The organism is Lysobacter sp. MMG2 (assembly GCF_016735495.2).
Lineage (GTDB): Bacteria > Pseudomonadota > Gammaproteobacteria > Xanthomonadales > Xanthomonadaceae > Lysobacter_J.
In genome coordinates this window covers 1,478,585-1,502,179 of the sequence record NZ_JAERQY020000001.1, presented here as the reverse complement: position 1 = coordinate 1,502,179, position 23,595 = coordinate 1,478,585, and the positions used below count along the sequence as shown (strand labels likewise).

At 67.4% G+C, this 23,595-nt stretch carries 16 protein-coding genes; 11 read left to right on the top strand and 5 right to left on the bottom strand.

The window, feature by feature from the left end; translation table 11 throughout:
* Window positions 1-2: 2 nt before the first annotated feature.
* On the top strand, window positions 3-776 hold the full coding sequence (locus JI752_RS06805; protein ID WP_216961068.1) for a trypsin-like peptidase domain-containing protein: 774 nt from the start codon (window positions 3-5) through the stop codon (window positions 774-776).
* A gap of 10 nt (window positions 777-786) precedes the next feature.
* Here the strand turns inward: JI752_RS06805 and JI752_RS06800 are convergent, their stop codons facing one another.
* From JI752_RS06800 to JI752_RS06785, 4 genes are all read right to left on the bottom strand, one after another.
* Window positions 787-1,791 (bottom strand): DUF2235 domain-containing protein, encoded by a 1,005-nt coding sequence (locus JI752_RS06800; protein WP_216961065.1) that lies wholly within the window; start codon window positions 1,789-1,791, stop codon window positions 787-789.
* Between the two features lie 22 nt (window positions 1,792-1,813).
* The gene (locus tag JI752_RS06795) at window positions 1,814-3,187 is read right to left on the bottom strand and encodes a hypothetical protein (RefSeq protein WP_216961062.1); all 1,374 of its coding nucleotides are present in this window, start codon (window positions 3,185-3,187) and stop codon (window positions 1,814-1,816) included.
* Window position 3,188: 1 nt separating this feature from the next.
* Complete coding sequence (locus JI752_RS06790) at window positions 3,189-4,925, bottom strand: hypothetical protein (protein WP_216961059.1); 1,737 nt, start codon at window positions 4,923-4,925, stop codon at window positions 3,189-3,191.
* 162 nt (window positions 4,926-5,087) lie between these two features.
* The gene (locus JI752_RS06785) at window positions 5,088-5,633 is read right to left on the bottom strand and encodes a cupin domain-containing protein (protein ID WP_216961056.1); all 546 of its coding nucleotides are present in this window, start codon (window positions 5,631-5,633) and stop codon (window positions 5,088-5,090) included.
* Between the two features lie 147 nt (window positions 5,634-5,780).
* On the opposite strand from JI752_RS06785, the gene JI752_RS06780 reads away from it, so the two are divergent.
* The 5 genes from JI752_RS06780 (at window position 5,781) to JI752_RS06760 (ending at window position 11,905) form a co-directional block, all read left to right on the top strand.
* Window positions 5,781-6,917 carry a peptidoglycan DD-metalloendopeptidase family protein gene (locus tag JI752_RS06780; RefSeq protein WP_216961053.1) on the top strand — a complete coding sequence of 379 codons (1,137 nt, stop codon included), beginning with the start codon at window positions 5,781-5,783 and terminating at the stop codon, window positions 6,915-6,917.
* A 31-nt stretch (window positions 6,918-6,948) separates the two neighbouring features.
* On the top strand, window positions 6,949-7,119 hold the full coding sequence (locus JI752_RS06775; protein ID WP_216961050.1) for a hypothetical protein: 171 nt from the start codon (window positions 6,949-6,951) through the stop codon (window positions 7,117-7,119).
* A gap of 302 nt (window positions 7,120-7,421) precedes the next feature.
* On the top strand, window positions 7,422-8,957 hold the full coding sequence (xylB, locus tag JI752_RS06770) for a xylulokinase (RefSeq protein WP_216961048.1): 1,536 nt from the start codon (window positions 7,422-7,424) through the stop codon (window positions 8,955-8,957).
* Window positions 8,958-9,020: 63 nt separating this feature from the next.
* The gene (xylA, locus tag JI752_RS06765; RefSeq protein WP_216961045.1) at window positions 9,021-10,352 is read left to right on the top strand and encodes a xylose isomerase; all 1,332 of its coding nucleotides are present in this window, start codon (window positions 9,021-9,023) and stop codon (window positions 10,350-10,352) included.
* Between the two features lie 59 nt (window positions 10,353-10,411).
* Window positions 10,412-11,905 carry a sugar porter family MFS transporter gene (locus JI752_RS06760; RefSeq protein WP_342316829.1) on the top strand — a complete coding sequence of 498 codons (1,494 nt, stop codon included), beginning with the start codon at window positions 10,412-10,414 and terminating at the stop codon, window positions 11,903-11,905.
* A gap of 58 nt (window positions 11,906-11,963) precedes the next feature.
* Here the strand turns inward: JI752_RS06760 and JI752_RS06755 are convergent, their stop codons facing one another.
* Window positions 11,964-13,040: a LacI family DNA-binding transcriptional regulator gene (locus JI752_RS06755; RefSeq protein WP_254200210.1), complete on the bottom strand. Its 1,077-nt coding sequence runs from the start codon at window positions 13,038-13,040 to the stop codon at window positions 11,964-11,966.
* A gap of 308 nt (window positions 13,041-13,348) precedes the next feature.
* Between JI752_RS06755 and JI752_RS06750 the strand changes: the two genes are divergently transcribed.
* The 5 genes from JI752_RS06750 (at window position 13,349) to JI752_RS06730 (ending at window position 23,416) form a co-directional block, all read left to right on the top strand.
* On the top strand, window positions 13,349-15,502 hold the full coding sequence (locus tag JI752_RS06750; protein ID WP_254200449.1) for an alpha-glucuronidase family glycosyl hydrolase: 2,154 nt from the start codon (window positions 13,349-13,351) through the stop codon (window positions 15,500-15,502).
* Between the two features lie 60 nt (window positions 15,503-15,562).
* On the top strand, window positions 15,563-17,512 hold the full coding sequence (locus JI752_RS06745; protein ID WP_216961863.1) for a sialate O-acetylesterase: 1,950 nt from the start codon (window positions 15,563-15,565) through the stop codon (window positions 17,510-17,512).
* Complete coding sequence (gene manD, locus JI752_RS06740; RefSeq protein WP_216961034.1) at window positions 17,509-18,762, top strand: D-mannonate dehydratase ManD; 1,254 nt, start codon at window positions 17,509-17,511, stop codon at window positions 18,760-18,762. The genes JI752_RS06745 and manD overlap by 4 nt, the downstream gene beginning before the upstream one ends.
* A gap of 199 nt (window positions 18,763-18,961) precedes the next feature.
* Window positions 18,962-20,584: a glycoside hydrolase family 43 protein gene (locus tag JI752_RS06735; RefSeq protein ID WP_254200447.1), complete on the top strand. Its 1,623-nt coding sequence runs from the start codon at window positions 18,962-18,964 to the stop codon at window positions 20,582-20,584.
* A 210-nt stretch (window positions 20,585-20,794) separates the two neighbouring features.
* The gene (locus JI752_RS06730; RefSeq protein WP_345777326.1) at window positions 20,795-23,416 is read left to right on the top strand and encodes a glycoside hydrolase family 3 C-terminal domain-containing protein; all 2,622 of its coding nucleotides are present in this window, start codon (window positions 20,795-20,797) and stop codon (window positions 23,414-23,416) included.
* Window positions 23,417-23,595 lie beyond the last annotated feature (179 nt).

Genomic DNA, 23,595 nt, shown 5'->3' with positions numbered 1-23,595 from the left:
CCATGGACGACACTGATGAAGCCTTGAGGTCACTGCTCGCGGAAGCGGAAGCGGGCGATGCGCTGACCCGGCGACGACGCGCCGCCCATACCGCGGGAAATGCCGGTGCAGCGTCTACGCACGCGCGAGATGGCAGCGTGCGAAAGTACGTTGTCATTGGCCATGACGATCGCTGGGCCGTCGATGCATTGCGGGCTTACCCATACCGCTGCATCTTTCGACTCTCGATCCGTTGGCCGGGCGGCGACACGGAGGGCGGCACGGCGTTCCTGGTGGGCCCGCGCACGTTGCTTACCGCGGCCCATTGCGTGTGTCGGCCTGGACATGGTCCCGGCGAGGTGTCGGTTACCGGCGCGGGCGGCAACACGTACCGGGCGGGGAGCGCCACCTGGCCGCGCGCCTGGCAGGACCGCGGAGACGACGGATCGGACGTTGCCTGTATCCAGTTGACGTCGGATCCGGGGACTTCGCTTGGCCATTTTGGTACGCGCAGCCTGACGTCAAGCGAGGCAGAGAACACCTTCGCCCTTGCCGGTTACCCCGTCAGTCGCGGCGCAGGCCTGTATGCGGCGTCCGGCTCTATCCAGGGACTGGACCCCGTTCTGGTCCATCACACGATCGATACGGGAGGCGGACAGAGCGGCAGCCCGGTCTTCTCGATGATCAATGGGGTGGCGATGGCAGTGGGGATTCACCTCCTCGGTGCTAATCCCCATAACCGCGCGTTACGACTGACAGCGGAGAAGATCGACCAGATCCGCAGGTGGATCGGCTAGAAAGCGGCCCTCACGGCACATTCGGCGGCTTGTACTTGCACTTCGGATCGGCCATGCGCTTGCGCGTGGAGGGATGGACGGATTCCGATCCCGGGTCTGTCTTGCACACCGGACGGACGAAGCTGCCCATCATCTTGTACATCGCGGTCATCGAGTCGGCGAGGTAGGAGTCGTAGTGCTCCTCGAAGTGCCGCAGGTACTCCTCGTCCACGCCCAGTCCCAACGCCTTCGCGCGATCCACCATCCAGCGCAATGCACCGTTGGCCAGGCCATCGGGCGTATAGCCGCCGCCGACGTTGCAGTGCACGCCGGGGAACCACGCCTGCTCCAGCACGCCCGTCCAGCCGGGGGGGCGTTTCCAGACATCGGGCGCGAAGGGCTTGCGGCGTTCGTCGATCGCCAGCGCCTGGTAGGCATGCTGGATGCGCGGGTTGAGTTCGATGCGGTGGTACTGGTACTTGTCCTTGTTGAACAGCTGGCCCATCAAACCCGGTGCGCCGAGCGCGCCCACCGTGTCCCACACGCCGAGCATGCGGATCTGCGGGCAGGGCAGGGTGCCGCTGATGTTGCGGTTGGCTTGCGTCCACATCGCCGAGCCCGGGCCCTGGCCCTTCTCGTAGCAGGCGTAGAGATCGGGCACGTAGTAGTCGTCGTCCTTTTCCAGCAGGCCGGCCAGGTTCATGAAACCGGCGAGCGTGCGCACGGTGAACGCGCCGCGGCTGAAGCCGAACAGATAGAGCTCGTCGCCCGGCGCGTAGTTGTAGGTGATCGAGCGGTACAACGCGCGCACGTTCTCCTCGATGCCGCGGCCGAACGCGCCGCCGGTGAACTTGTCCATGCCCGGATCGGTGCCGATACCGTCGTGGTAGATCACCACCTGATCGATCCCGTCCGCGCGCGCGAGCACGGCGCGCGCCAGCTTGGTCACGTTGGTCGGACGACGCTTGCCGACCTTCTCGTCCACCTGGTCGCGGATGTTCCAGGTGCCGTCGGCGCAGATCACGATGCGTTTCATACGGGTCGGGCTCCACGGTGCATCAGGAGAGGTCGAGGGTGCAGCACTGGCCTATCTCGTTGTCCTTCGTGGTGCGGGTGTCCACCAGCGTCGACTGCGTTTCCAGCGCGTCCACCAGCGTCTGCCGGGGCACTTCGGTGTCGGCGCTCGCGCGGCCGTGCACGTGGTCCTTGGTGGACAGCAGGGTGACGAACCCTTCGCCGTGCGCGTGGGGAGCATGTTCGCCGTCATCGTCGGCCGGCGGCGGTGGGTAGCGCTTCTCGAAGCCGTCCCACAGGCGCTTGGGCGTGGCATTGCGGCTGCCGTGGTGGCCGACCTTGTAGAAATCCACCTGCCGCAACTTCTCGGCCACGCCCTCCTGGTCCAGCGCGTACATCCAGTTCTCGTACTGCGCGTCGCCCGGGAAGAGCAGCAACTTGCCGCCCACTTCGAACAGCAGGATCAGGCTGGTGTTGTTCATCTGCGCGTCGAGCGATCGCACGATGGAGAGCATCGTCTCGGCCTGTTCATGCTGCGCACGGTTCCGGTACCAGCGTGCGTCGAGCGGAATGCGGTGCTCCTGCTGGTTGCGGAACAGGGGCTCGAAGGCAACGCCGGGCCTGGCCGCGACGGCCGCCCGCTTCTTCCAGAAGTCCGCGCGCGCGAGCCAGAACTCGTCCTCGTCGGTGGAGCGCTGCTTGGTGATGGTGTCCGTCTGCTTCAGCGTCGGCGGTCCGAGCACGTAGGTGGTCACGCCCGGCAGCAGCGTTTCCAACCCGGACTTCGCACCGAAATACAGGTAGCGCGCAGGCGAGCTGCCCATCGTCATCAGGTTGGTGATCGCGCTGCGATTGGCCAGCTCGTTGTCGTCGCCGAGGAACTCCAGCTGATCGCGCAGCGACTTCAGGCCGGGAGCGGTGAGTTTCTTGCTGGCGTCCAGGACGAACCCGGCGTAGCGGTTCATGTCTTCCAGGGCGTCCAGGTGCATGGCCATCAGCGTGGCGACGGGCACCTTCTTGCCCGGCAGGGTTTTGCTGGGCACTTTCGCATTGCGGGGCGCGTTGGGGTCCTCGGTCCAGGGTTGAAGTACGACATCGGGTTGAAGGGCTGCGATGATCGCGCCCGAGCCCTTGCCGTCCTTCATCGCGAATCCGCTGATGTGGTCCTTGTGCCGGTGCGTGGCGACCACGGCCGTCAGCTTCCCGCCGCAGTCTCGATGGATGCAGCGCGCGATGTACTCCATGTAGTTGCCCTTCACCGCCTTGCCGGTGGGCAGCCGCGTGGAGCCGAAGTCGATCAGCACGTGGCGATCGAAGCTGGCGTAGTGGAAGCTCAGCAGGAAGCAGTCGCCGAAGCCGACGTCGTAGCTGCGCAGGGTCAGCGAACGGGGCTTGGCCTGTGTCTTGGTCTTGGCCATGTCACCACACTCCCATGGGCGAGATCGGGCGGCGCAGCACGCGGTCGCGGTGCATGCGCGCGATGCGCACGCCGACGTTCGCCCGGCCGTCGAGCTCGCCGCGCTCCCAGAGGCTGCGCACGCGCGCGGATTGCTTTGAACTGCGCACGCCGGTGCCGATGTGAAACTTGAGGCGGCCGAACTCATCGAAGATCAACGTGCCGCCTCCGTGCAGGACGATCTCGTAGTTGTCGTCGTCCAGGCCGGGCGGACGATCGATGTCCAGGCGGCTGAGTTCGGCGGCGCGCACGCGCAGCGTCTGCACGTAGGTGGCCACGGTTTCGCGCAGGATCGCCCAGTCGTTGCCCACGCGCACGACCGGCTGCACGGAGGTGACGCGCGTGAATGCGTCGCGGTCGATCCCGAGCGCGTCCCGGTTCTCCCACACGAAGCGGAATGCTTCGGTAGGTTCGCGCTGCAATCGCTCCAGGTGCAGGCCGGACATGTTCAGCGAGCTCGCGTTCGGCGGCGGCTCCCAGGCGCCGTCCGAGCGCGAGCGGCTGGCCGGTTCGATGCCGTATCCACGGAACAGCTTCAGCAGGATCTCGCGGTAGCCGTACTTGCTGTCGTCGGGATTGAGCTGGATGTCCGCGGTGAGCAGTGCGCTCACGTAGTCGGGGAAGGTCATGTCGACGGGCGGTAGGTAGTCGATCGCCCGGATCACCACGCGCAGCAGTTGCTCGGCCGCCGTGCAGCCTTCCTCGATGACGAGCTTGGGGCGGATGTAGGCCAGCTTGTCCTCGTTGTTGAAGTACAGCAGGCGCGCGTACCAGGTCGCCATGAAGGCGCGCATGATGACGGCCACGAGCAGTTCGCCGCGGTCGTGCTCTTCGGCGTAGCGTTCGCTGGCATAGAGCGACTCGTCGGGCTGGATCTTCAGCGACGCGCGCAGCGCCGCGGTGGGGACGCCACGCAGCGCCTGTCCCATCTGATTGGCCAGCGTCATCAAGGTATTGTCGGCCATCTTGTCCGGCGCGAGGTTCTCCATGCGGATGCGCCCGTCGTCTTCGATCAGCGGGCGCAACGCCTCTTCGACCACTTCCTTCGCACCGAACACCGACAGCAGCGCGACGATGTCGGCGAAGCCTTCGTGGAAGCCGGCCTGGTCGGTGGAGGACGGCTTCATGTAGAAGGGACGCAGGCCGTCGAGCAGCGCATGCGTGGTCTCGTGCACGATGATGTCGTGCGAGAGGCAGGTGTACACGAGCGTGCCGTTGTCGTCGGGAAAGTAGCCGAAGCTCAGGCTTTCGGACTCGCGCGAGTAGTTGGCGTTGGCGTCGGCGTAGGCATGCGGTGCGATCTTGAGTTGCTGGCCGTCGCGGAAACCCCATTGGACCGGCCGCCCGAGCGCGCATTCGAACCGGTGCAGCGTCGCCATCGCGATGGCGTACACGTTCTGCTGGTGGAAGTAGCAGTCGCCGAGCAATGCATTGGCATCGTGCACGTTCTCGTAGTGGTCGGTGTCGACCTCGATGTCGCGCGAGCGGTAGAACAGATCGGCAGAGGCGTCGTAGTCGATGACGTGCACGCGGTGGCCCTTGGGCCCGCGTTCAAGTCGTTCGGCGGGCACCATGACCTGGGTGGTCACCAGGCCGCCTTCCCGGTTGATCAGGCCCGGGTCCTGCGCCAGTACCGTCCATGGGCGCATCGGCACGTCATGGCGGAGGGAGTCGTGCTTTCGCTTGTCTGGGGTGGCCATGTTCGGGGTCCGTCCATGTTGGCCTCGCCGCGGTTCCGGCCGGCTCGTCCCTGAGAACGGGCTTTGTCACCACAGGCCGGCCACGGCACTGCGCATTGGGCAGGTCCCGTGGCCCGCAAGCGCCGCTTGCGCGGGCGCAGGCGGGCTACACGATCGGCTCGCTCACGGCTCGTCTTCCCACGCCGTCGGCGAATCGAACATGCCGGGCTTGAGCGGCGCGTCGTCGGCGAACGTCAGTTCGACATGGCGCGTCTTGCCCTCCACGGGGCCCGCTGCGGGGTTCGCGCCGACAGCGGCCTTCGGCGATGCGGCCGGCACGACCAGCGGCTTTCCCTTCTCGACGATGTAGGTCGCCAGCTCCGCGCCCTTGCCCTTGCCGACGTTGCGAACTTCGTGGTTCACGCCGTAGGGAATGAACAGGACTTCGCCGGCCTTCACGACCGCGGGCGGCCTGCCTTCCAGGCGGTATTCGAGTTCACCCTCGACGACGTACACGATCTCCTCGCCGGGATGGTGATGGTTGGCCGCGACGACGCCGGGCGCGAAGCCCACCAGTACCTGGACCGCTTCGCGACCCGGTACGGACAGGTCGTGGCGCTGCAGATCGGTGCGGGTGATGCCGGCGCCCTGCGCATGCGACGCGAAGGGCAGGGCGAACGCGCCGAGCGAGGCAAGCAGCGCGGCGGTGAGGAGTCGTGAGGTGGTCATGGGGACCTCCAGGGGTTGGGGTGGTCCATTGCAACGGCCAGGCGTATCGCCGGTGTGTCGGGCCAGGGCGGATTTGTAAGGTTGTGTACGCGCGCGTCGGGCCGGGGCCACAGCGATCGTCGGCAGTCCCGCGTTACCGGGCGGTGAGTGCATTGCGCGCGCAGGCAACAAGAAAGATGCACATACCATCGCGCATGGGGTCTCCCTATCCTCGCGGCCCGTCCACGGCGCGACGCGGTCGCGATTCGCACGGACATACGAAGGCAGGCCGCCGTGCGCCATTTCCTCATCGCCATTAGTTGTCTGTGCCTGTGCGCGTGCACGCTGGTGAAGGTGTATCCCGCTGCGCCGACTGCAGCCGCTGCGGCCGCGGAGGGCGACGGTGTCGTGGTGCAGATGGGCGATTCGCTGTACGGCATCGCGCGGCGCCATGGCGTCAACGTGCGTGATCTGGCGGAAGCCAACGCCATCCAGGAACCGTTCCTCATCCACCCGGGGCAACGCCTGCATCTGCCGACGACGGGCGCGACGCCCGCGGTGCCTGCGCCCGTGCAGTTGCCGTCAACGCAAGCGACACAGCCAAGCGTGCGGACCGAACCGCTTCCCGATACGAGTGTGTCGCGGCATTCGGCGGCGAACGACACGGCGGCAACCAAGGCGGCCGAATCCAAGGCGGCGGCCGTCAAGGCGGCAGAAGCAAAAGCCGCCGCAGCGAAGGCCGCAGAAGCCAAGGTCGCAGCGAAGAAGGCCGCTGACGCGAAGGCCGCTGCGAAGGAAGCCGCAGACGCGAAGGCCGCCGAAGTCAAAGCAGCCGCGACGAAAGCAGCACAAGCCAAGGCTGCGGCCGCAAAAGCCGAGGCAGCAAAGGCCGCCAAGCCGGCCACCGTGACGCAGCCAACTCCCGCGTCCGACGAATTGAAGTGGCAATGGCCTGCCAACGGCACGCTGTTGAACATGCCGGCCAGCCACGACGCCATCGTGCGCGCGCTCGACATCGCCGGCGCGGCGGGCACTCCCGTGCGCGCGGCGGCCGGCGGACAGGTGCTCTATGTCGGCGAAGGTTCGCCCGGTTACGAACAGCTGATCGTGATCAAGCACGACGACGGCTGGGTTTCGAGTTACGCACACAGCCGCAGGCAGCTGGTCGCGGAAGGGCAGCGCGTGGCGGCCGGCGCGGTGATCGCGGAGATGGGCCGTGTCGGCGCCAAGCGCGACATGGTGCATTTCGAACTTCGCCACGACGGCGACCTGGTCGATCCGCGCGACGTCCTGCCCGAACGCTGAGCCGCCGACCATTCCTCAGGAGCGACACACGATGGGCCTGACACCTCCCAGCATCTCGATGTTCTTCATCTCCACCCTGGCCGGTGGCGCCGGCATCGCCGCACGCCTGGGCTATGTGCCGATCCTGGCGCCGCTGGCGTTCTGGCTGGTAGCGCTGGCCTTCGTGCTGCTCTGGCTGGCCTCGGTCTTCCGCAATCTATGAGCGGTTGGTAGCGCTAGCGGTATGCGCAGTGGTCCGGGACGCGCCGCGGGGATCGTGCCCGCCATCACAGCGGCGCGGGTCTGCTTGGCCGGACGAACCTGAATCGCTGCGGCGCACCACCTGCAAGTGCTTGTCGGAAAAGGAATTCTGCACTGCAGCAAGGCTTTTTTCGCATCGCTGGTAGAGTGCTACGCACCTACGGGATCCCGATTTCCACCCATGTCACTGCTGGTCGATGTTTCCAGTGCGGATTTCTCCTGCCGCAAGAATGGTAGCGCTAACTTTTCTGGAGCCCGACGCGCATGAGCGCAGCAGCAACTCCGGCGGCACCCCTGTTTGTCGGCCTCGACGTGGGCACCCAGAGCGTCAAGCTGGTCGCCTATGACCCGCAGACCCGGCGCATTGTCGCCACGCACGGCCAGCCCCTCGAACTGATCGCCGGCAACGACGGCAGCCGCGAGCAGGAAGCGCAGTGGTGGATCGACGCCATCCGCGCCTGCTTCGCCCGGCTCGAGCCGGCGCAGCGCGAGGCGGTCGTCGCGATTGGCGTGTCCGGGCAGCAGCATGGCTTCGTGCCGCTGGATGCCGACGGCAACGTGCTCGCGCCGGCCAAGCTGTGGTGCGACACCAGCACCAGCGGCGAGTGCGACGAGATCATGTCGGCCGCCGGTGGAGCGCAGCACTGCGTCGAACTGGCGGGCAATCCGATTCTCGCCGGCTACACCGCCTCCAAGCTGCCGTGGACGCGCAAGCACCGGCCGCAGGTCTACGCGAAGCTCGCCACGATCCTGCTGCCGCACGACTACGTGAACTTCTGGCTCACCGGCCAGCGCTGGATGGAATACGGCGACGCCTCCGGCACCGGCTGGCTCGACGTGCGCACGCGCACCTGGTCGCGCGACATGCTCGCCGCCACCGACGCCGACACGAACCTCGCCGATTTCCTGCCGCCGCTGGTCGAAGCGGATGCCAGCTTCGCGCTCGCACCGTCCATCGCCACCGAACTGGGCCTGCGAGGCGACGTGCGCGTGTCCGCGGGCGGCGGCGACAACATGATGGCCGCTATCGGCACCGGCAACGTCGCACCGGGCGTGCTGACGATGAGCCTGGGCACGTCGGGCACCTTGTTCGCCTGCGCGGACCGGCCGGTGGTTGACGAGGCCGCCGGCTGGGCCGCGTTCTGTTCCTCGACCGGCGGCTGGCTGCCGCTGATCTGCACCATGAACTGCACCGTCGCCACCGAGAACGTCGCCAAGCTGTTCGGCTTCAGCAGCCGCGATGGCGAGTCCGTCCTCGCCGGCACCGTGCCCGGTGCGGACGGCCTGGTGATGCTGCCGTTCTTCAACGGTGAGCGCACGCCGGACATGCCCAACGCGCGCGCCAGTCTGCACGGCATGGACATGGGCAACCTCACGCCCGGCAACGTCTATCGCGCCGCGATGGAGGGCGCGACCTACGCGCTGCGCAACGGCTTCGATTCGCTGCGTGCAGCGGGCATGACGTTCGATTCGATCCGCCTCACCGGTGGCGGCAGCCACAGCGCGACGTGGCGGCAGATGGTCGCCGACGTGTTCGATCTGCCCGTGCAGGTGCCGGAGCAGGCCGAAGGCGCGGCCTTCGGCGGCGCGTTGCAGGCGCTGTGGGCGTTCGAGCGCGCGCAGGGTCGCGACACGGCGATCGCCGACATCGCGCGCGATCACGTCCGCGTGGACGAAACCACCGCCGCGCGTCCCAACCCCGAGGCCGTCGCCGCGTATGCGGCGCAATACGCCCAGTTCCTCAAGCACCTAGATTCCGCGCGTTCGCTGTACGCACCGCACGCCACCGCGACACGTTGATACGTTCGGCTGACGTCACCGACGCAGCACGCCCATCCACCGACCAAAGCGATTCCCACGAACATGAGCACTCACTTCATCGGCGCCAAGGAATACTTCCCCGGCATTGGCCGCATCCCGTTCGAGGGACGCGATTCCGACAACCCGCTGGCCTTCAAGATCTACGACGCGAACAAGAAGATCGGCGGCAAGACGATGGCCGAACACCTGAAGTTCGCCGTCTGCTACTGGCACACCTTCACCAACGCCGGCCACGATCCGTTCGGCCCGGGCACGCGCAAGTTCCCGTGGGAAGGCGCGACGCCGATGCAGACGGCGGAGAACAAGGTCGACGCGGCGTTCGAGTTCATCACCAAGCTCGGCGTGCCGTACTACTGCTTCCATGACGTCGACCTGGCGCCGGACGCCGAGGACATCGGCGAGTACGAAGCCAACCTCAAGCACATGGTCGCGATGGCCAAGGAGCGCCAGAAGGCTACCGGCGTCAAGCTGCTGTGGGGCACGGCGAACCTGTTCTCGCACCCGCGCTACATGAACGGTGCCTCGACCAACCCGGACTTCAACGTCGTCGCGCGCGCCGCGGTGCAGGTGAAGGCCGCGATCGACGCGACCGTCGAACTGGGCGGCGAGCACTACGTGTTCTGGGGCGGCCGCGAAGGCTACGCCTCGCTGGTCAACACCGACATGAAGCGCGAGCTGGACCACTTCGGCCGCTTCCTGACGATGGCGCGCGACTACGGCCGCAGCATCGGCTTCAAGGGCTACTTCTTCATCGAGCCCAAGCCGATGGAGCCGATGAAGCACCAGTACGATTTCGACAGCGCCACCGTCGCCGGCTTCCTCGCCCAGCATGGCCTGGAAAAGGACTTCAAGCTCAACATCGAAGCCAACCACGCCACGCTGTCGGGCCACACCTTCGAGCACGACCTGCAGGTCGCCTCCGACCACGGCCTGCTCGGCTCCATCGACGCCAACCGCGGCAACGCGCAGAACGGCTGGGACACCGACCAGTTCCCGACCGACCTGTACGACACCGTCGGCGCGATGATGGTCGTGCTGCGCCAGGGCGGCCTGGTGGGCGGCCTGAACTTCGATGCCAAGGCGCGCCGCGAGTCGACCGACATGGAAGACCTGTTCATCGCCCACATCGGCGGCATGGACGCGTTCGCGCGCGGCCTGGAAGTGGCCTACGGCCTGCTCAACGACTCCCCGTGGGAGACGTGGCGCAAGGAGCGTTACGCCAGCTTCGACAACGGCGCCGGCAGCGACTTCGCCAAGGGCAAGCTCGGCCTGGCCGACCTGCACGCCCTGGCCGTCAAGAACGGCGAGCCCAAGCAGATCAGCGGCAAGCAGGAGCGCTACGAGAACCTGCTGAACCACTACCTGCTGCGCTGAGGTAGCAGAAAGCAGCATGATGTGACGGGTGCCTTCCCGCCGCCGGAGCGGGAAGGCGCGTGGTAGGGGCGCCGCCATGTGCGGCGGAGGGGTCCGGTCACAACGACGAGTGCAAGCGAATGAATAGCGCCATGCTCGAAAGTGCCACGTCCGCGAAGAGCGCGGAAAACACCCGTTTCATCATCCTGGTCAGTTGCGTCGCCACCATCGGCGGCTTCCTGTTCGGCTTCGACAGTGGCGTCATCAACGGCACGGTCGACGGCCTGCAGCAGGCGTTCCAGTCGACCAAGGCCGGCCTGGGCTTCGAGGTCGCTTCCATGCTGCTGGGCTGTGCGATCGGCGCGTTCTTCGCCGGACGCCTGGCCGACCGCTGGGGCCGGCGCTCGGTGCTGATCATCTCGGCCGTGCTGTTCCTGATTTCCGCGCTCGGCTCGGGCGCGGCGAGCAGCTCCACGATGTTCGTCATCGCCCGCGTCATCGGCGGCTTCGCCGTCGGCGCGGCGAGCGTGATGTCGCCGGCCTACATCGCCGAAGTGGCCTCCGCGCGCTATCGCGGGCGGCTGGCGACGGTGCAGCAGATCGCCATCATCGGCGGCCTGTTCAGCGCCTTCCTCAGCAACTACCTGCTGGCCAAGACGGCCGGCGCCTCCACGCAGCCGCTGTGGATGGGCCATGAGGCCTGGCGCTGGATGTTCTGGATGATGTCCATTCCCTCGGCGCTGTTCCTGGTGCTGCTGCTGATCATCCCGGAAAGCCCGCGCTACCTCGTGGTGAAGAAGCGCAAGGACGATGCGCTGGCGGTGCTCACGCGCCTGTACGGCGCCACCGAGGCGCAGAACAAGCTGACCGAGATCGACGCCTCGCTGTCGGCCGACCACCACCGTCCGCAGCTGTCGGACCTGGTCAACAAGGCCACCGGCAAGATCCGCCCGATCGTGTGGATCGGCATCGGCTTGGCGACGTTCCAGCAACTGGTCGGCATCAACGTCGTCTTCTACTACGGCGCGGTGCTGTGGCAGGCGGTGGGCTTCTCCGAAAGCGACGCGCTGCTGATCAACGTGCTGTCAGGTGCGCTGAGCATCGGCGCCTGCCTGGTGACGGTGCTGCTGATCGACAAGATCGGTCGCAAGCCGCTGCTGTGGATCGGCTCGATCGGCATGGCCGTGTCGCTGGCGCTGATGACCTTCGCCTTCGCCACCGCGTCGCTCGACGCTGCCGGCAAGCTGGTCCTGTCCGATGGCATGGGCACGCTGGCGCTGATCGCCGCCAACGTCTACGTGATCTTCTTCAACGCCTCGTGGGGCCCGGTGATGTGGGTCATGCTGGGCGAGATGTTCCCCAACCAGATCCGCGGTTCGGGCCTGGCCGTCGCCGGCGCCGCGCAGTGGACCAGCAACTTCGCCATCACCGTGACCTTCCCGATCCTGCTGGCCGGCATCGGCCTGGCCGGCGCGTACGGCATCTATACCGTCGCCGCGATCGTGTCGGTGTTCTTTGTCCTGAAGTACGTCTACGAGACCAAGGGCAAGGAACTGGAGCAGATGGAAGGCTGACGACGTGCCGCGCCCGGGTTTGCCAAACCAGACTCGGGCGCGGCCTTTCTTCCCGCAATCAGGTCTCGCGCGTGCCCTTCGGCGGCGCGGGCGGCGCCACCGAGTCGCGCGTCACCAGCTGGTGCGCGATGACGTGGTCCACCACCACGCGCGTGCTCTTGTCCTTGCGGCGGATGCTGCGCAGCAGGATGTCGATGGCCGAGTCGGCCATCGACGCGATGGGCTGGTGGATGGTGGTGAGTTCCGGCCACACCGTGGTCGCGGCCGACGTATCGTCGAAGCCCACCACCGACAGATCGCGCGGCACGTCCAGTCCTCGCCGGTGCGCGACGGACACCACGGCGGCGGCCATGTCGTCGTTGCTGGCGAAGATCGCCGTGGGCGGCTTCTTGTGCGAGAGCAGCTTTTCCGCGGCTTCCAGGCCCGAGCGGTAGGTGAAGTAACCCTGCTGCACCAGTGCGTTGTCGGCTTCGAGCCCGGCCTGCGCGTGCGCGGCCTGGAAACCCTCGTAGCGCCGCGCGCTGGCGGTCTGGTTCGGATGGCCCTTGATGTAACCGATGCGCGTGTGGCCCAGCGAGATCAGGTGCGCGGTGATTTCCTGGCTGGCGCGGAAGTCGTCGATGCGCACGCAGGAGATTTCCTGGCTGAAACGTCCCGAGGCGATCGCCACCACCGGAATGCCTGCCGCCACCAGCTCCGACACCACCGCCTTGGATTCGCACAGCGGCGGCGGCAGGATCGCGCCCGCCACGCTCTTGCCCAGTTCGCGCGCGGCGTTGCGCTGGGCTTCGGCGTTGTAGGTGTCCCAGCTGTCGATCATCAGCTGCGCCGCGGTGCGCGCCGCGCCGCGCAGTGCGCCGACCAGGAGCTCGCGCAGGTAGGCCGAGCTGGGGTTGGTGTAGATCAGCGCGATGCGCGTGTGCTGCGCGGCGGCGAGCGAACTGGCGGCGAGGTTGGGCGTATAGCCCAGTTCCTTGACCGCGCGCATCACGCGTTCGCGCGTGCTGTCGCGCACCTTGCCCTGACCGTTGACCACGCGCGAGACCGTCATCGGCGAAACGCTCGCCAGCGCGGCGACCTCGTCGATGGTGACGGCATCGCCCTTGCGGCGCAGCGACTTCTTCGGCTTCTCCAACGTTCGTTCCTTCTGTCGGCCGGCGGCCGCGGGTGCCGCATCGGGTGGAGCCCGTCGCAGCGACGGACCCCCATTTCCAAGTTCAACCAGGACTGCGCATGAGAGCTTTGCACATGGTACGGGCATCCCTCGCGCCCGGCGACAGCGTACACGGCTTCCCGAGCGGCGATTCCCGTGACCTTTGCTGTCATCCCCGTACCTCTGGCCGTCATCCCCGCGTCAGCCGCAACATGCTTTCCGGAGGCCGGAGTGGGTTCGGACAGTTGGTCTCCCGCCTACGCGGGAATGACGGCAAGGGCTACGGCTATCTGGGGATCATTGCCCTCGCGCTGTTCCTCCTCGCGACCCTGCTACTCCCGCGTCCCGCCCTGGCCGAGGACGGTTACGACCTGTGGCTGCGCTACCGCCCGATCCCCGAAGGCGAGGCCGCCGCCTATCGCGCCCGCATCGCGCAGCTCGTCGCCCCGGCCGCCACGCCCGCGCAGCAGGCCACGCGCGATGAACTCCTGCGCGGTCTCGGCGGCCTGCTCGGCACGGCACCGGCCACCGCCGAAGCGGTCGACGCCGATGGCGCGCTGATCGTCGGCACCCCTTCTTCGTCGAAGGCCATCGCCCGCTCGCGCCTGGCCACGAAGGACCTGGGCCGCGAGGGCTATCGCATCCGCAGCGTGGAGATCGACGGCCGCAAGGCCACCGTCATCGCCGCCAACGACGATGCCGGCGCGATGCACGGCGCCTTCGACTTCCTGCGCCTGCTGCAGACGCGCCAGCCGCTGGACGCGCTCGACATCCGCGAAGTCCCGCGCACGCAGCTGCGCATGCTCAATCACTGGGACAACCTCAACCGCCACGTCGAACGCGGTTATGCGGGTGAATCCATCTGGGACTGGCACAAGCTCCCCGACTACGTCGACCCGCGCTACACCGACTACGCACGCGCCAACGCGTCCATCGGCATCAACGCCACCGTACTCAACAACGTCAACGCGAGCGCGCAGCAGCTCACGCCGATGTACATCGAGAAGGCGGCCGCGCTGGCGAACGTGTTCCGTCCCTACGGCATCCGCGTGTTCCTGAGCGCGCGCTTCAGCGCGCCGAAGGAGATCGGCGGGCTCGACACCGCCGATCCGCTCGATCCGAAGGTCCGCGCGTGGTGGAAGGCGAAGGCCGACGAGATCTACAAGGCCATCCCGGATTTCGGCGGCTTCTTGGTGAAGGCCAATTCCGAAGGCCAGCCCGGTCCGCAGGATTACGGCCGCACGCACGCCGACGGCGCCAACATGATGGCCGACGCGGTGAAGCCGCACGGCGGCAAGGTGATCTGGCGCGCCTTCGTGTATTCGCACGAAACGCCGGATGATCGCGCCAAGCAGGCGTTCAACGAGTTCGTCCCGCTCGACGGCAAGTTCCGCGACAACGTGATGGTGCAGGTGAAGAACGGCGCCATCGACTTCCAGCCGCGCGAGCCGTTCCATCCGCTGTTCGGCGCGATGCCGAAGACGCCGCTGATGATGGAGTTCCAGATCACCAAGGAGTACCTGGGCTTCGCCACGCACCTGGCGTACCTGGGGCCGATGTTCGAGGAGACGCTGCGCGCCGATACGCGCGTGCGCGGCGAAGGCTCCACCGTGGCGGAGGTCGTCGACGGCTCGCTGCACGGCTACAAACTCACCGGCATGGCCGGCGTGGCCAACATCGGCAGCGACCGCAACTGGAGCGGCTCGCACTTCGACCAGGCCAACTGGTACGTGTTCGGCCGGCTCGCATGGAATCCGCAGGCGTCCTCGCGCGACATCGCCGAGGAATGGACGCGCATGACGTTCTCCAATGACACCGATGTCGTGCAGCCCATCGTCGCGATGATGATGGGCTCGCGCGAAGCGGTGGTGGACTACATGACGCCGCTGGGCCTGCACCACCTGATGGGTCGCAGCCACCACTACGGCCCGGGCCCGTGGGTGCAGGGCGGCCCGCGCGCCGACTGGACCAGCGTGTACTACCACCGCGCATCCAAGGACGGCATCGGCTTCGACCGCACCACGCGCGGCAGCGATGCCGTGTCGCAATACGCCAAGCCGGTGGCCGCGCAGTTCGACGATGCGGCGAAGACGCCGGAGGAATTCCTGCTGTGGTTCCACCACCTGCCGTGGGACTACACGACCAAGTCCGGCCGCCCGCTGTGGGACGAGCTGGTCGTGCGCTACACGCACGGCGTCGAGCAGGTGCGCGGCATGCGCAAGACCTGGGACGGCCTGTCCGGCCGCATCGATCCGGAGCGCCACGCACAGGTCGCGACCTTCCTGGCGATCCAGGAGAAGGAAGCGCAGTGGTGGCGCGACGCCAGCATCGCTTACTTCCAGACCTTCTCGCAGCGCCCGCTGCCGGCCGGCTACGCGCCGCCCGCGCATTCGCTGGAGTACTACGAGTCGCTCGAATTTCCGTTCGCCCCGGGGAATGGCTGAACCATGCAGATGCACACCAAGTTCAAAGGACGCCTGACGCGGGCGCTGTGCGGCGTGGCGATGACCGCCGCTGCATTCGTCGCCAGCGCAGCCGACAGCGCGCCGCTGCTGCACACGATGTTCCAGGATCACGCCGTGTTGCAGCGCGGCCAACCGATCCGCATCTTCGGCCGCGCCGCACCGGGCGAGCAGGTGCGCGTCGTCTTCGCAGGCAATCGCGCCGTCGGCCGCGCCGATGCCGATGGCCGATGGAGCGCCGCGTTGCCGGCGATGAAAGCCGGCGGCCCCTACACCCTCACGGCCAGTGCGGGCGGCGCGACGCAGACAGTTGGTGACGTGCTCGTCGGTGATGTCTGGCTGTGCTCGGGCCAGTCGAACATGGAGTTGCAGGTGTGGCGCACGCTGGATGCACGCGCGGAAATCGCCGGCGCATCGAGCGATCGCATCCGCCTGCTCACCGTGCCGCAGAACGGCGCGGTCACCCCGCAGGACACCTTCGCCACGCCGGTGAAGTGGACCGCCACCAACTCCGACACGATCCGCGACTTCTCCGCCGCTTGTTACTACTTCGCGCGCGAGTTGCAGAAGACCGTCGATGTGCCGATGGGCCTGATCAACGCGGCCTGGGGCGGATCGCGCATCCAGGCGTGGACCAGCGGGGATGCGCTGCGCAAGACCGGCTACTACAACGACGAGCTCGACGTGCTCGCGCAGTACGCCACCGATGAGGTCGGCGCGATCGGTCGCTGGGGCGACGTGTGGACGCGCTGGTGGAACGCGCGCGTCGGAGCGAAGCCCGGCGACGAGCCGTGGAGCGCGACCTACGCACCGGGCAAGGACTGGCGCACCGCGCCGCGCGAGCTGGGCGCGTGGGAGAAGTGGGGCGTGCCGGAGCTGGCCGCATTCGACGGCATGGTCTGGTACCGCACCACGGTCAAGCTCACCGCGGCGCAGGCGAAGCAGGAGGCGGTGCTCGCACTCGCGCCTGCCGATGAAGTGGACATGACGTGGGTGAACGGCGTTGCCGTCGGCAGCACTTACGGCGCCGGCAGCGGCCGCGAGTACGCGCTGCCGCCGGGCCTGCTTAAAGAAGGCGAGAACACCGTCGTCGTCAACGTGCTCGACACCTACCGCGACGGCGGGCTGTCCGGCCCGGCGTCGGCGAACCTGGTGCGCTTCAAGGACGGCACCACCGCACCGCTCGCCAACGCGTGGAAGTACCGCAAGGTCGACGGCAGCGACACGCCGCCGCGCGCGCCATGGCAGACCGCCGCCGGCCTGTCCACGCTCTACAACGGCATGATCGCGCCGCTGGGCCCCTACAACCTGCGCGGCATGCTCTGGTACCAGGGCGAGTCCAACACCTTCGAGGCGCAGCGTTATCGCGACCTGCTGGGCGTGCTGCGCGAGGACTGGCGTTCGCGCTTCGGCGCGCAGACCCCGTTCCTGATCGTGCAGCTCGCCGGTTACGGCATGCCCAAGAGTGCGCCGGCCGAGAGCGGCTGGGCGCAGCTGCGCGAATCGCAGCGACACGTCGCCGACGCCGATGCGCATAGCGGCCTCGTCGTCGCCATCGACATCGGCGATCGCTACGACATCCATCCGTCGAACAAGCAGGAACTCGGCCGCCGCCTCGCGCGCGCGGCGCGTCACGTGGTGTACGGCGAGAAGCTGGCACCGTCAGGCCCGATTCCGCAGGCGGCACGTCGCGTGGACGACGGCGTCGTCGTCACCTTCGCCGACGTGGACGGTGCGCTGACCGCGTTCGGCGGCGACGGCGCGCTGGGTTTCGAGCTGTGCGGCGCGCAGCCCGACACCTGCCGTTTCGCCAGCGCCAGCGTGCGCGGCACCGCCGTCACGCTGCGCACGCCCGACGCGCACCAGGCCACGCGCGTGCGCTACTGCTGGGGCGACAACCCCGTATGCACGCTGTTCGACGGCGCCAACCTGCCGGCCGGACCTTTCGAAATCGCCATCCCCACCGCCTCCACCGACGATCACGCACGATGAATACCGCCACCACCGAAAACCGCCACGGCTCCGCACGCGATCGCGAGATCGTCGACGCAAAGGTCATCGTCACCTGCCCGGGCCGCAACTTCGTCACGCTGAAGATCACCACGCGTTCTGGCATCACCGGCCTGGGCGATGCCACGCTCAACGGCCGCGAACTCGCCGTCGCCTCGTATTTGCAGGACCACCTCGTGCCGAACCTGATCGGCCGCGATGCGGGCCGCATCGAGGACATCTGGCAGTTCTTCCATCGCGGCGCGTACTGGCGCCGCGGCCCGGTGACGATGACCGCGATCGCGGCCGTCGACGTCGCGCTGTGGGACATCCTGGGCAAGATGTCGGGACTGCCGCTGTACCAGCTGCTCGGCGGCCGCTCGCGCGAAGGCGCGCTGGTGTACGGTCACGCCAACGGTCGCGACATCGAAGAGGCCAGCGACGAAGTCGGCAAGTACATAGAGAAGGGCTTCCTCGCCGTGCGCGCGCAGTGCGGCGTGCCGGGCGTGAAGAAGGCCTACGGCATCTCCACCGGCGGCAAGCCGTATGAGCCGGCCGAAAGCGAGCTGCCGGCCGAAACCGTGTGGAACACGCCAAAGTACCTCAACGTCGCGCCGAAGCTGTTCGAACGCCTGCGCGCCGACCACGGTGACGACGTCGAGCTGCTGCACGACGTGCACCACCGCCTCACGCCGATCGAAGCCGCACGCCTTGCACGCGATCTGGAACCCTTCCGCCTGTTCTGGCTGGAAGACGCCACGCCGGCCGAAAACCAGAAGGGCTTCGAACTGATCCGCAAGCACTCGGTCACGCCGCTGGCGGTGGGCGAGGTGTTCAATTCGATCTGGGACTGCAAGCACCTGATCGAGAACCAGCTCATCGACTACATCCGCACGACCATCGTGCACGGCGGCGGCATCACGCACGTGCGCCGCATCGCCGACTTCGCCGCGCTGCACGCGGTGCGCACCGGCTTCCACGGCGCCACCGACCTGTCGCCGGTGTGCATGGGCGCGGCGCTGCACTTCGATACGTGGGTACCGAACTTCGGCATCCAGGAATGGATGTTCCACTCGCAGGAGACCAACGATGTCTTTCCGCACGATTACACGTTCCGCGATGGCCGCCTGCATGTCGGCGATACGCCGGGTCATGGCGTGGACATCGACGAGAAGCTCGCCGCGAAGTATCCATACGCGCCCAAGCAGCTGCCGATCGCGCGGCTGGAAGACGGCGCGATGTGGGATTGGTGATGCGATGATGCGACCAGGACGCGGTCTTCTCCAGCAGCTGTCATCCCCGCGCAGGCGGGGATCCAACGCTGACGGCATCACGCATTCCGTCAGCCGGAATCGGAGCGGACAGTTGGGTTCCCGCCTTCGCGGGAACGACAGCAGGAAGGCGGCGCGCGCGTCGGCATGGATCGCGGCGCTGCTGCTCGGCGCCGTGGGCATGACATCGGCCCACGCCGCCGAACCCGTCCTCTTCGACTGGTTCGAGTACAAGGGCCACGACGCGACGCTCGAGCAACCGCTGAAACCGGGTCAGTACCGCAACCCGATCCTCACCGGCTTCTATCCCGATCCCAGCATCACGCGCGCGGGCGATCGCTACTACCTGGTCAACTCGACGTTCACCTACTACCCCGGCATTCCGGTGTTCGAAAGCCGGGATCTGGTGCACTGGACGCAGGTCGGCAACGTCATCGACCGGCCGTCGCAGCTCGACTTCGATGGTCTGGGCATGTCGCGCGGCGTGTTCGCACCGACCATCGAGTACCACGACGGCACGTTCTACGTGTTGAACACGTCGGTGGACGCGGGCGGCAACTTCATCGCCACCGCGAAGAACCCCGCTGGCCCGTGGTCGGACCCGATCTGGCTGAAGAGCATCGACGGCATCGACCCGGCGCTGTTCTTCGATGACGGCAAGATCTACCTGATCAACAACGACGCGCCCGAAGGCAAGCCGCTGTACGAAGGCCACCGCGCGATCTGGATGACGGAACTGGCGCCCGACACGCTCCAACCCATCGGCCCGCGCAAGGTGCTCATCAACGGCGGCATGGACCTGTCGGAAAAGCCGATCTGGATCGAAGGCCCGCACCTGCACAAACGCGACGGCTGGTACTACCTCGTCTGCGCCGAGGACGGCACCGGGCCGCAGCATTCGCAGGTGGTCGCGCGCAGCCGCTCGATCTGGGGGCCGTACACGCCGTACGAACACAACCCGATCCTCACGCAGCGCGATCTCCCTGACGACCGTCCGGATCCGATCACCAACGCGGGTCATGCCGACATCGTCGAAGCCACCGATGGCACCTGGTGGGCCGTGTTCCTCGGCAGCCGCAATTACGGCGTCACGCACTACAACACCGGCCGCGAAACCTACCTGCTGCCGGTGACGTGGAAGGACGGCTGGCCGACGATTCTGGCGCACGGCACGCGCATTCCGCAGGTCGTCGACGGTCCCTCGTTCATGCAGCGCGACGCCACGCAGGCGCCGCTGAGCGGCAACTTCACCTGGCGCGATGAGTTCGACAAACCCACGCTCGACACCGCATGGCTGTTCGCACGCGTGCCGAAGCAGGCATGGGCGGATCTGCGCTCGCACGCCGGGAAACTGTCGATCCAGCCGCTGGCCGAGGGCCTGGACACGTTGCGCAATCCTTCGTTCCTCGCGCGTCGACAGCAGCACGTCGCGTTCGAGGCGAGCACCGCGCTGGCGATTCCAGCGGCCGGCGGCACCGAGGCCGGAATGGCCGCCTTCCAGAACGAGAAGCACTGGTTCGCGTACACGGTCCAGCGCACGCGCGACGGCGTGCAACTGACGCTGCGCAAGCGACAGGGCGAGGCGACGACGACGCTGGCGACGACGACGCTGCCGGCGAAGGCGAAGAACATCACGCTGAAGGTCCAGGGCGACGGCGGCCAGTACGCCTTCGCCTACGACATCGGCAGCGGTTGGCAGTGGTCGGAGCAGGACGTGGACGGCACGGTGCTGAGCACCGATGTCGCGGGTGGCTTCATCGGAGCGACGGTGGGGCCGTATGCACGTATCACGCAGGAACAGTGAGGAGTGATCGCAATGGAGTTCGCGAACGTTACGTTTGGCTCGGCAGCCCGACTCCGTCGTTCCCGCGAAAGCGGGAACCCAGCGCCTTCCGGCTCGCACGGTGCTTCCACGACGCTGGATCCCCGCTTTCGCGGGGATGACGGTGAGGGCAGGGCGCGCGCAATATCGCGCAAGCGCGGGCTGCTCACGACGGCACTGCTGGTGCTGTGCGTGCAGACCTTCTGCGCGCACGCGGCCGACCCCGCCAAGCGCCCCTGGCTCGACACCAGCCAAAGTTTCGAGCAACGCGCCGCCAGCCTCGTCTCGCAGATGACGCTGGAAGAGAAGGCTGCGCAGATGCAGAACGCCGCGCCGGCCATCGAGCGCCTGGGCGTGCCCGCCTACGACTGGTGGAACGAAGCGCTGCACGGCGTCGCACGCGCGGGCGGTGCCACGGTATTCCCGCAGGCCATCGGCATGGCGGCGACGTTCGACGTGCCGCTGATGGCGAAGACCGCCGATGTCATCAGCGACGAAGCGCGCGCCAAGCACCACGAGTTCGCCCGCCACGATCAGCGCGGCCGCTACCAGGGCCTCACGTTCTGGTCGCCGAACATCAACATCTTCCGCGACCCGCGCTGGGGCCGCGGGCAGGAAACCTACGGCGAAGACCCGTACCTGACGTCTCGCATGGGCGTGGCCTTCGTGAAGGGGTTGCAGGGCGATGATCCGAAGTACCGCAAGCTCGACGCCACCGCCAAGCACTTCGCCGTGCACAGCGGCCCGGAGGCCGACCGCCACACCTTCGACGCCAAGCCCACGCAGCGCGACCTGCGCGAGACCTACCTGCCCGCGTTCGAAGCACTGGTGAAGGAGGGCGATGTCGATGCGGTGATGGGCGCCTACAACCGCGTGTACGGCGAATCGGCCAGTGCCAGCAAGTTCCTGCTGCGCGACGTGCTGCGCGAGGAATGGGGCTTCAAGGGCTACGTCGTGTCCGACTGCTGGGCGATCGTGGACATCTGGAAGCACCACAAGATCGTCGCCACGCCCGAGGAAGCCGCCGCACTCGCGGTGAAGAACGGCACGCAGCTGGATTGCGGCGACACGTACATGCCCTCGCTGCCGGTCGCGGTGCGCAAGGGCCTGATCCCGGAAGCGGAGATCGATGCCGCGCTCACGCAGCTGTTCACCGCGCGCATGCGCCTGGGCATGTTCGATCCGCCGTCGCAGGTGCGCTGGGCGGGCATTCCGTACTCGGTGAACCAGTCGCCGGCGCACGATGCGCTCTCGCGCAAGGTCGCGCAGGAGTCGATCGTCCTGCTGAAGAACGACGGCATCCTTCCGCTGTCGCGCGACATCAGGCGCATCGCCGTCGTCGGCCCCACCGCCGACGACACGATGGCGCTGCTGGGCAATTACTACGGCACGCCGGCCGCGCCGGTGACGATCCTGCAAGGCATCCGCGAGGCGGCGCCGAATGCGCAGGTGGTGCACGCGCGCGGCGTCGACCTGGTGGAAGGCCGCGACGATCCCGCCGCGACGCCGCTGATCGAACCGCAGTACCTGCGCCCCTCGGCGGGCTCGACCGAACGCGGCCTGCGCGGCGAGTACTTCCGCAACCGCGATCTCACCGGCAAGCCGGTGCTGGTGCGCGTGGATTCGCAGATCGGTTACCGCTGGGACCGCGGTTCGCCCACCGACAACCTGATGGCGCGCGGCGAAGCGCAGGGCGGGCAGGACGTGCCGGCGGACGACTTCAGCATCCGCTGGACCGGCCAGCTGCTGCCGCCGGTGAGCGGCAGCTACACGATCGAAGCGTCCGGCAACGACGGCTTCCGCCTGTACCTGGACGGCAAGCGGATAATCGACCACTGGGAGAACACCGACCGCCTGCACGCCGAACACGCGACGGTCGAACTGCAAGGCGGTCGCGCCTACGACATCCGCCTGGAGTATTACGAGCGCGAACGCGACGCCGGCGTGCGCCTGGCGTGGCGCATGCCCGGCGCGAAGCCGCCGTTCGAGGAAGCCGTGCAGGCCGCGCGCGACTCCGACGTGGTGATCTTCGTCGGCGGCCTCACCGGCGACGTCGAAGGCGAAGAGATGACGGTGAACTACCCCGGCTTCGCCGGCGGCGACCGCACCGACATCCGCCTGCCCGAAACGCAGCGCAAGCTGCTTGAAGCGCTGCACGCCACGGGCAAGCCGGTGGTGCTGGTGCTGACCACGGGTTCGGCGATCGCGGTGGACTGGGCCAAGCAGAACCTGCCGGCGATTGTGGTGGCCTGGTATCCGGGACAGCGCGGCGGCGACGCCGTGGCCGATGTGCTGTTCGGCGATGCCAACCCCGCCGGGCGCCTGCCGGTGACGTTCTACAAGGGCGACGAGAAGCTGCCCGCGTTCGACGACTACGCGATGCGCGGCCGCACGTACCGCTATTTCGAGGGCGAGCCGCTGTATCCGTTCGGGCATGGCCTGTCGTACACGACGTTCGCCTACGACGGCCTGCGCCTGGATCGCGCACGCGCGGATGCGACGCAGCCGGTGAAGGTGTCATTCAACGTGAAGAACACCGGCACGCGCGCCGGCGACGAGGTGGTGCAGCTGTACCTGCATCCGCTCAAGCCGCAGCGCGAGCGCGCGGGCAAGGAGCTGCGCGGCTTCCAGCGCGTGCACCTGCAACCGGGCGAATCGCGTGAGGTGAGCTTCACGATCACGCCGGCCAACGACCTGCGCACCTGGGACGAGGCGCGCAAGGCGTACGCCGTCGATCCGGGGGCGTATGAGGTGCAGGTGGGCGCTTCCAGCGCGGATATCCGTGCGAGGAAGACGTTGACGGTAACGAAGTAAGACCTGCGCGGGCGGGGCTCTCGGGCCCCGTCTGACAGTCCGTCATCCCCGCGAAAGCGGGGATCCAGCGCCTTGGCGGTCGAGGGAGGTCACTGGATTCCCGCTTTCGCGGGAATGACGACAGAAAAGAACAGCAGCAACAGCAACAGCAACAGCAACACCACCAACGCACCCGAACC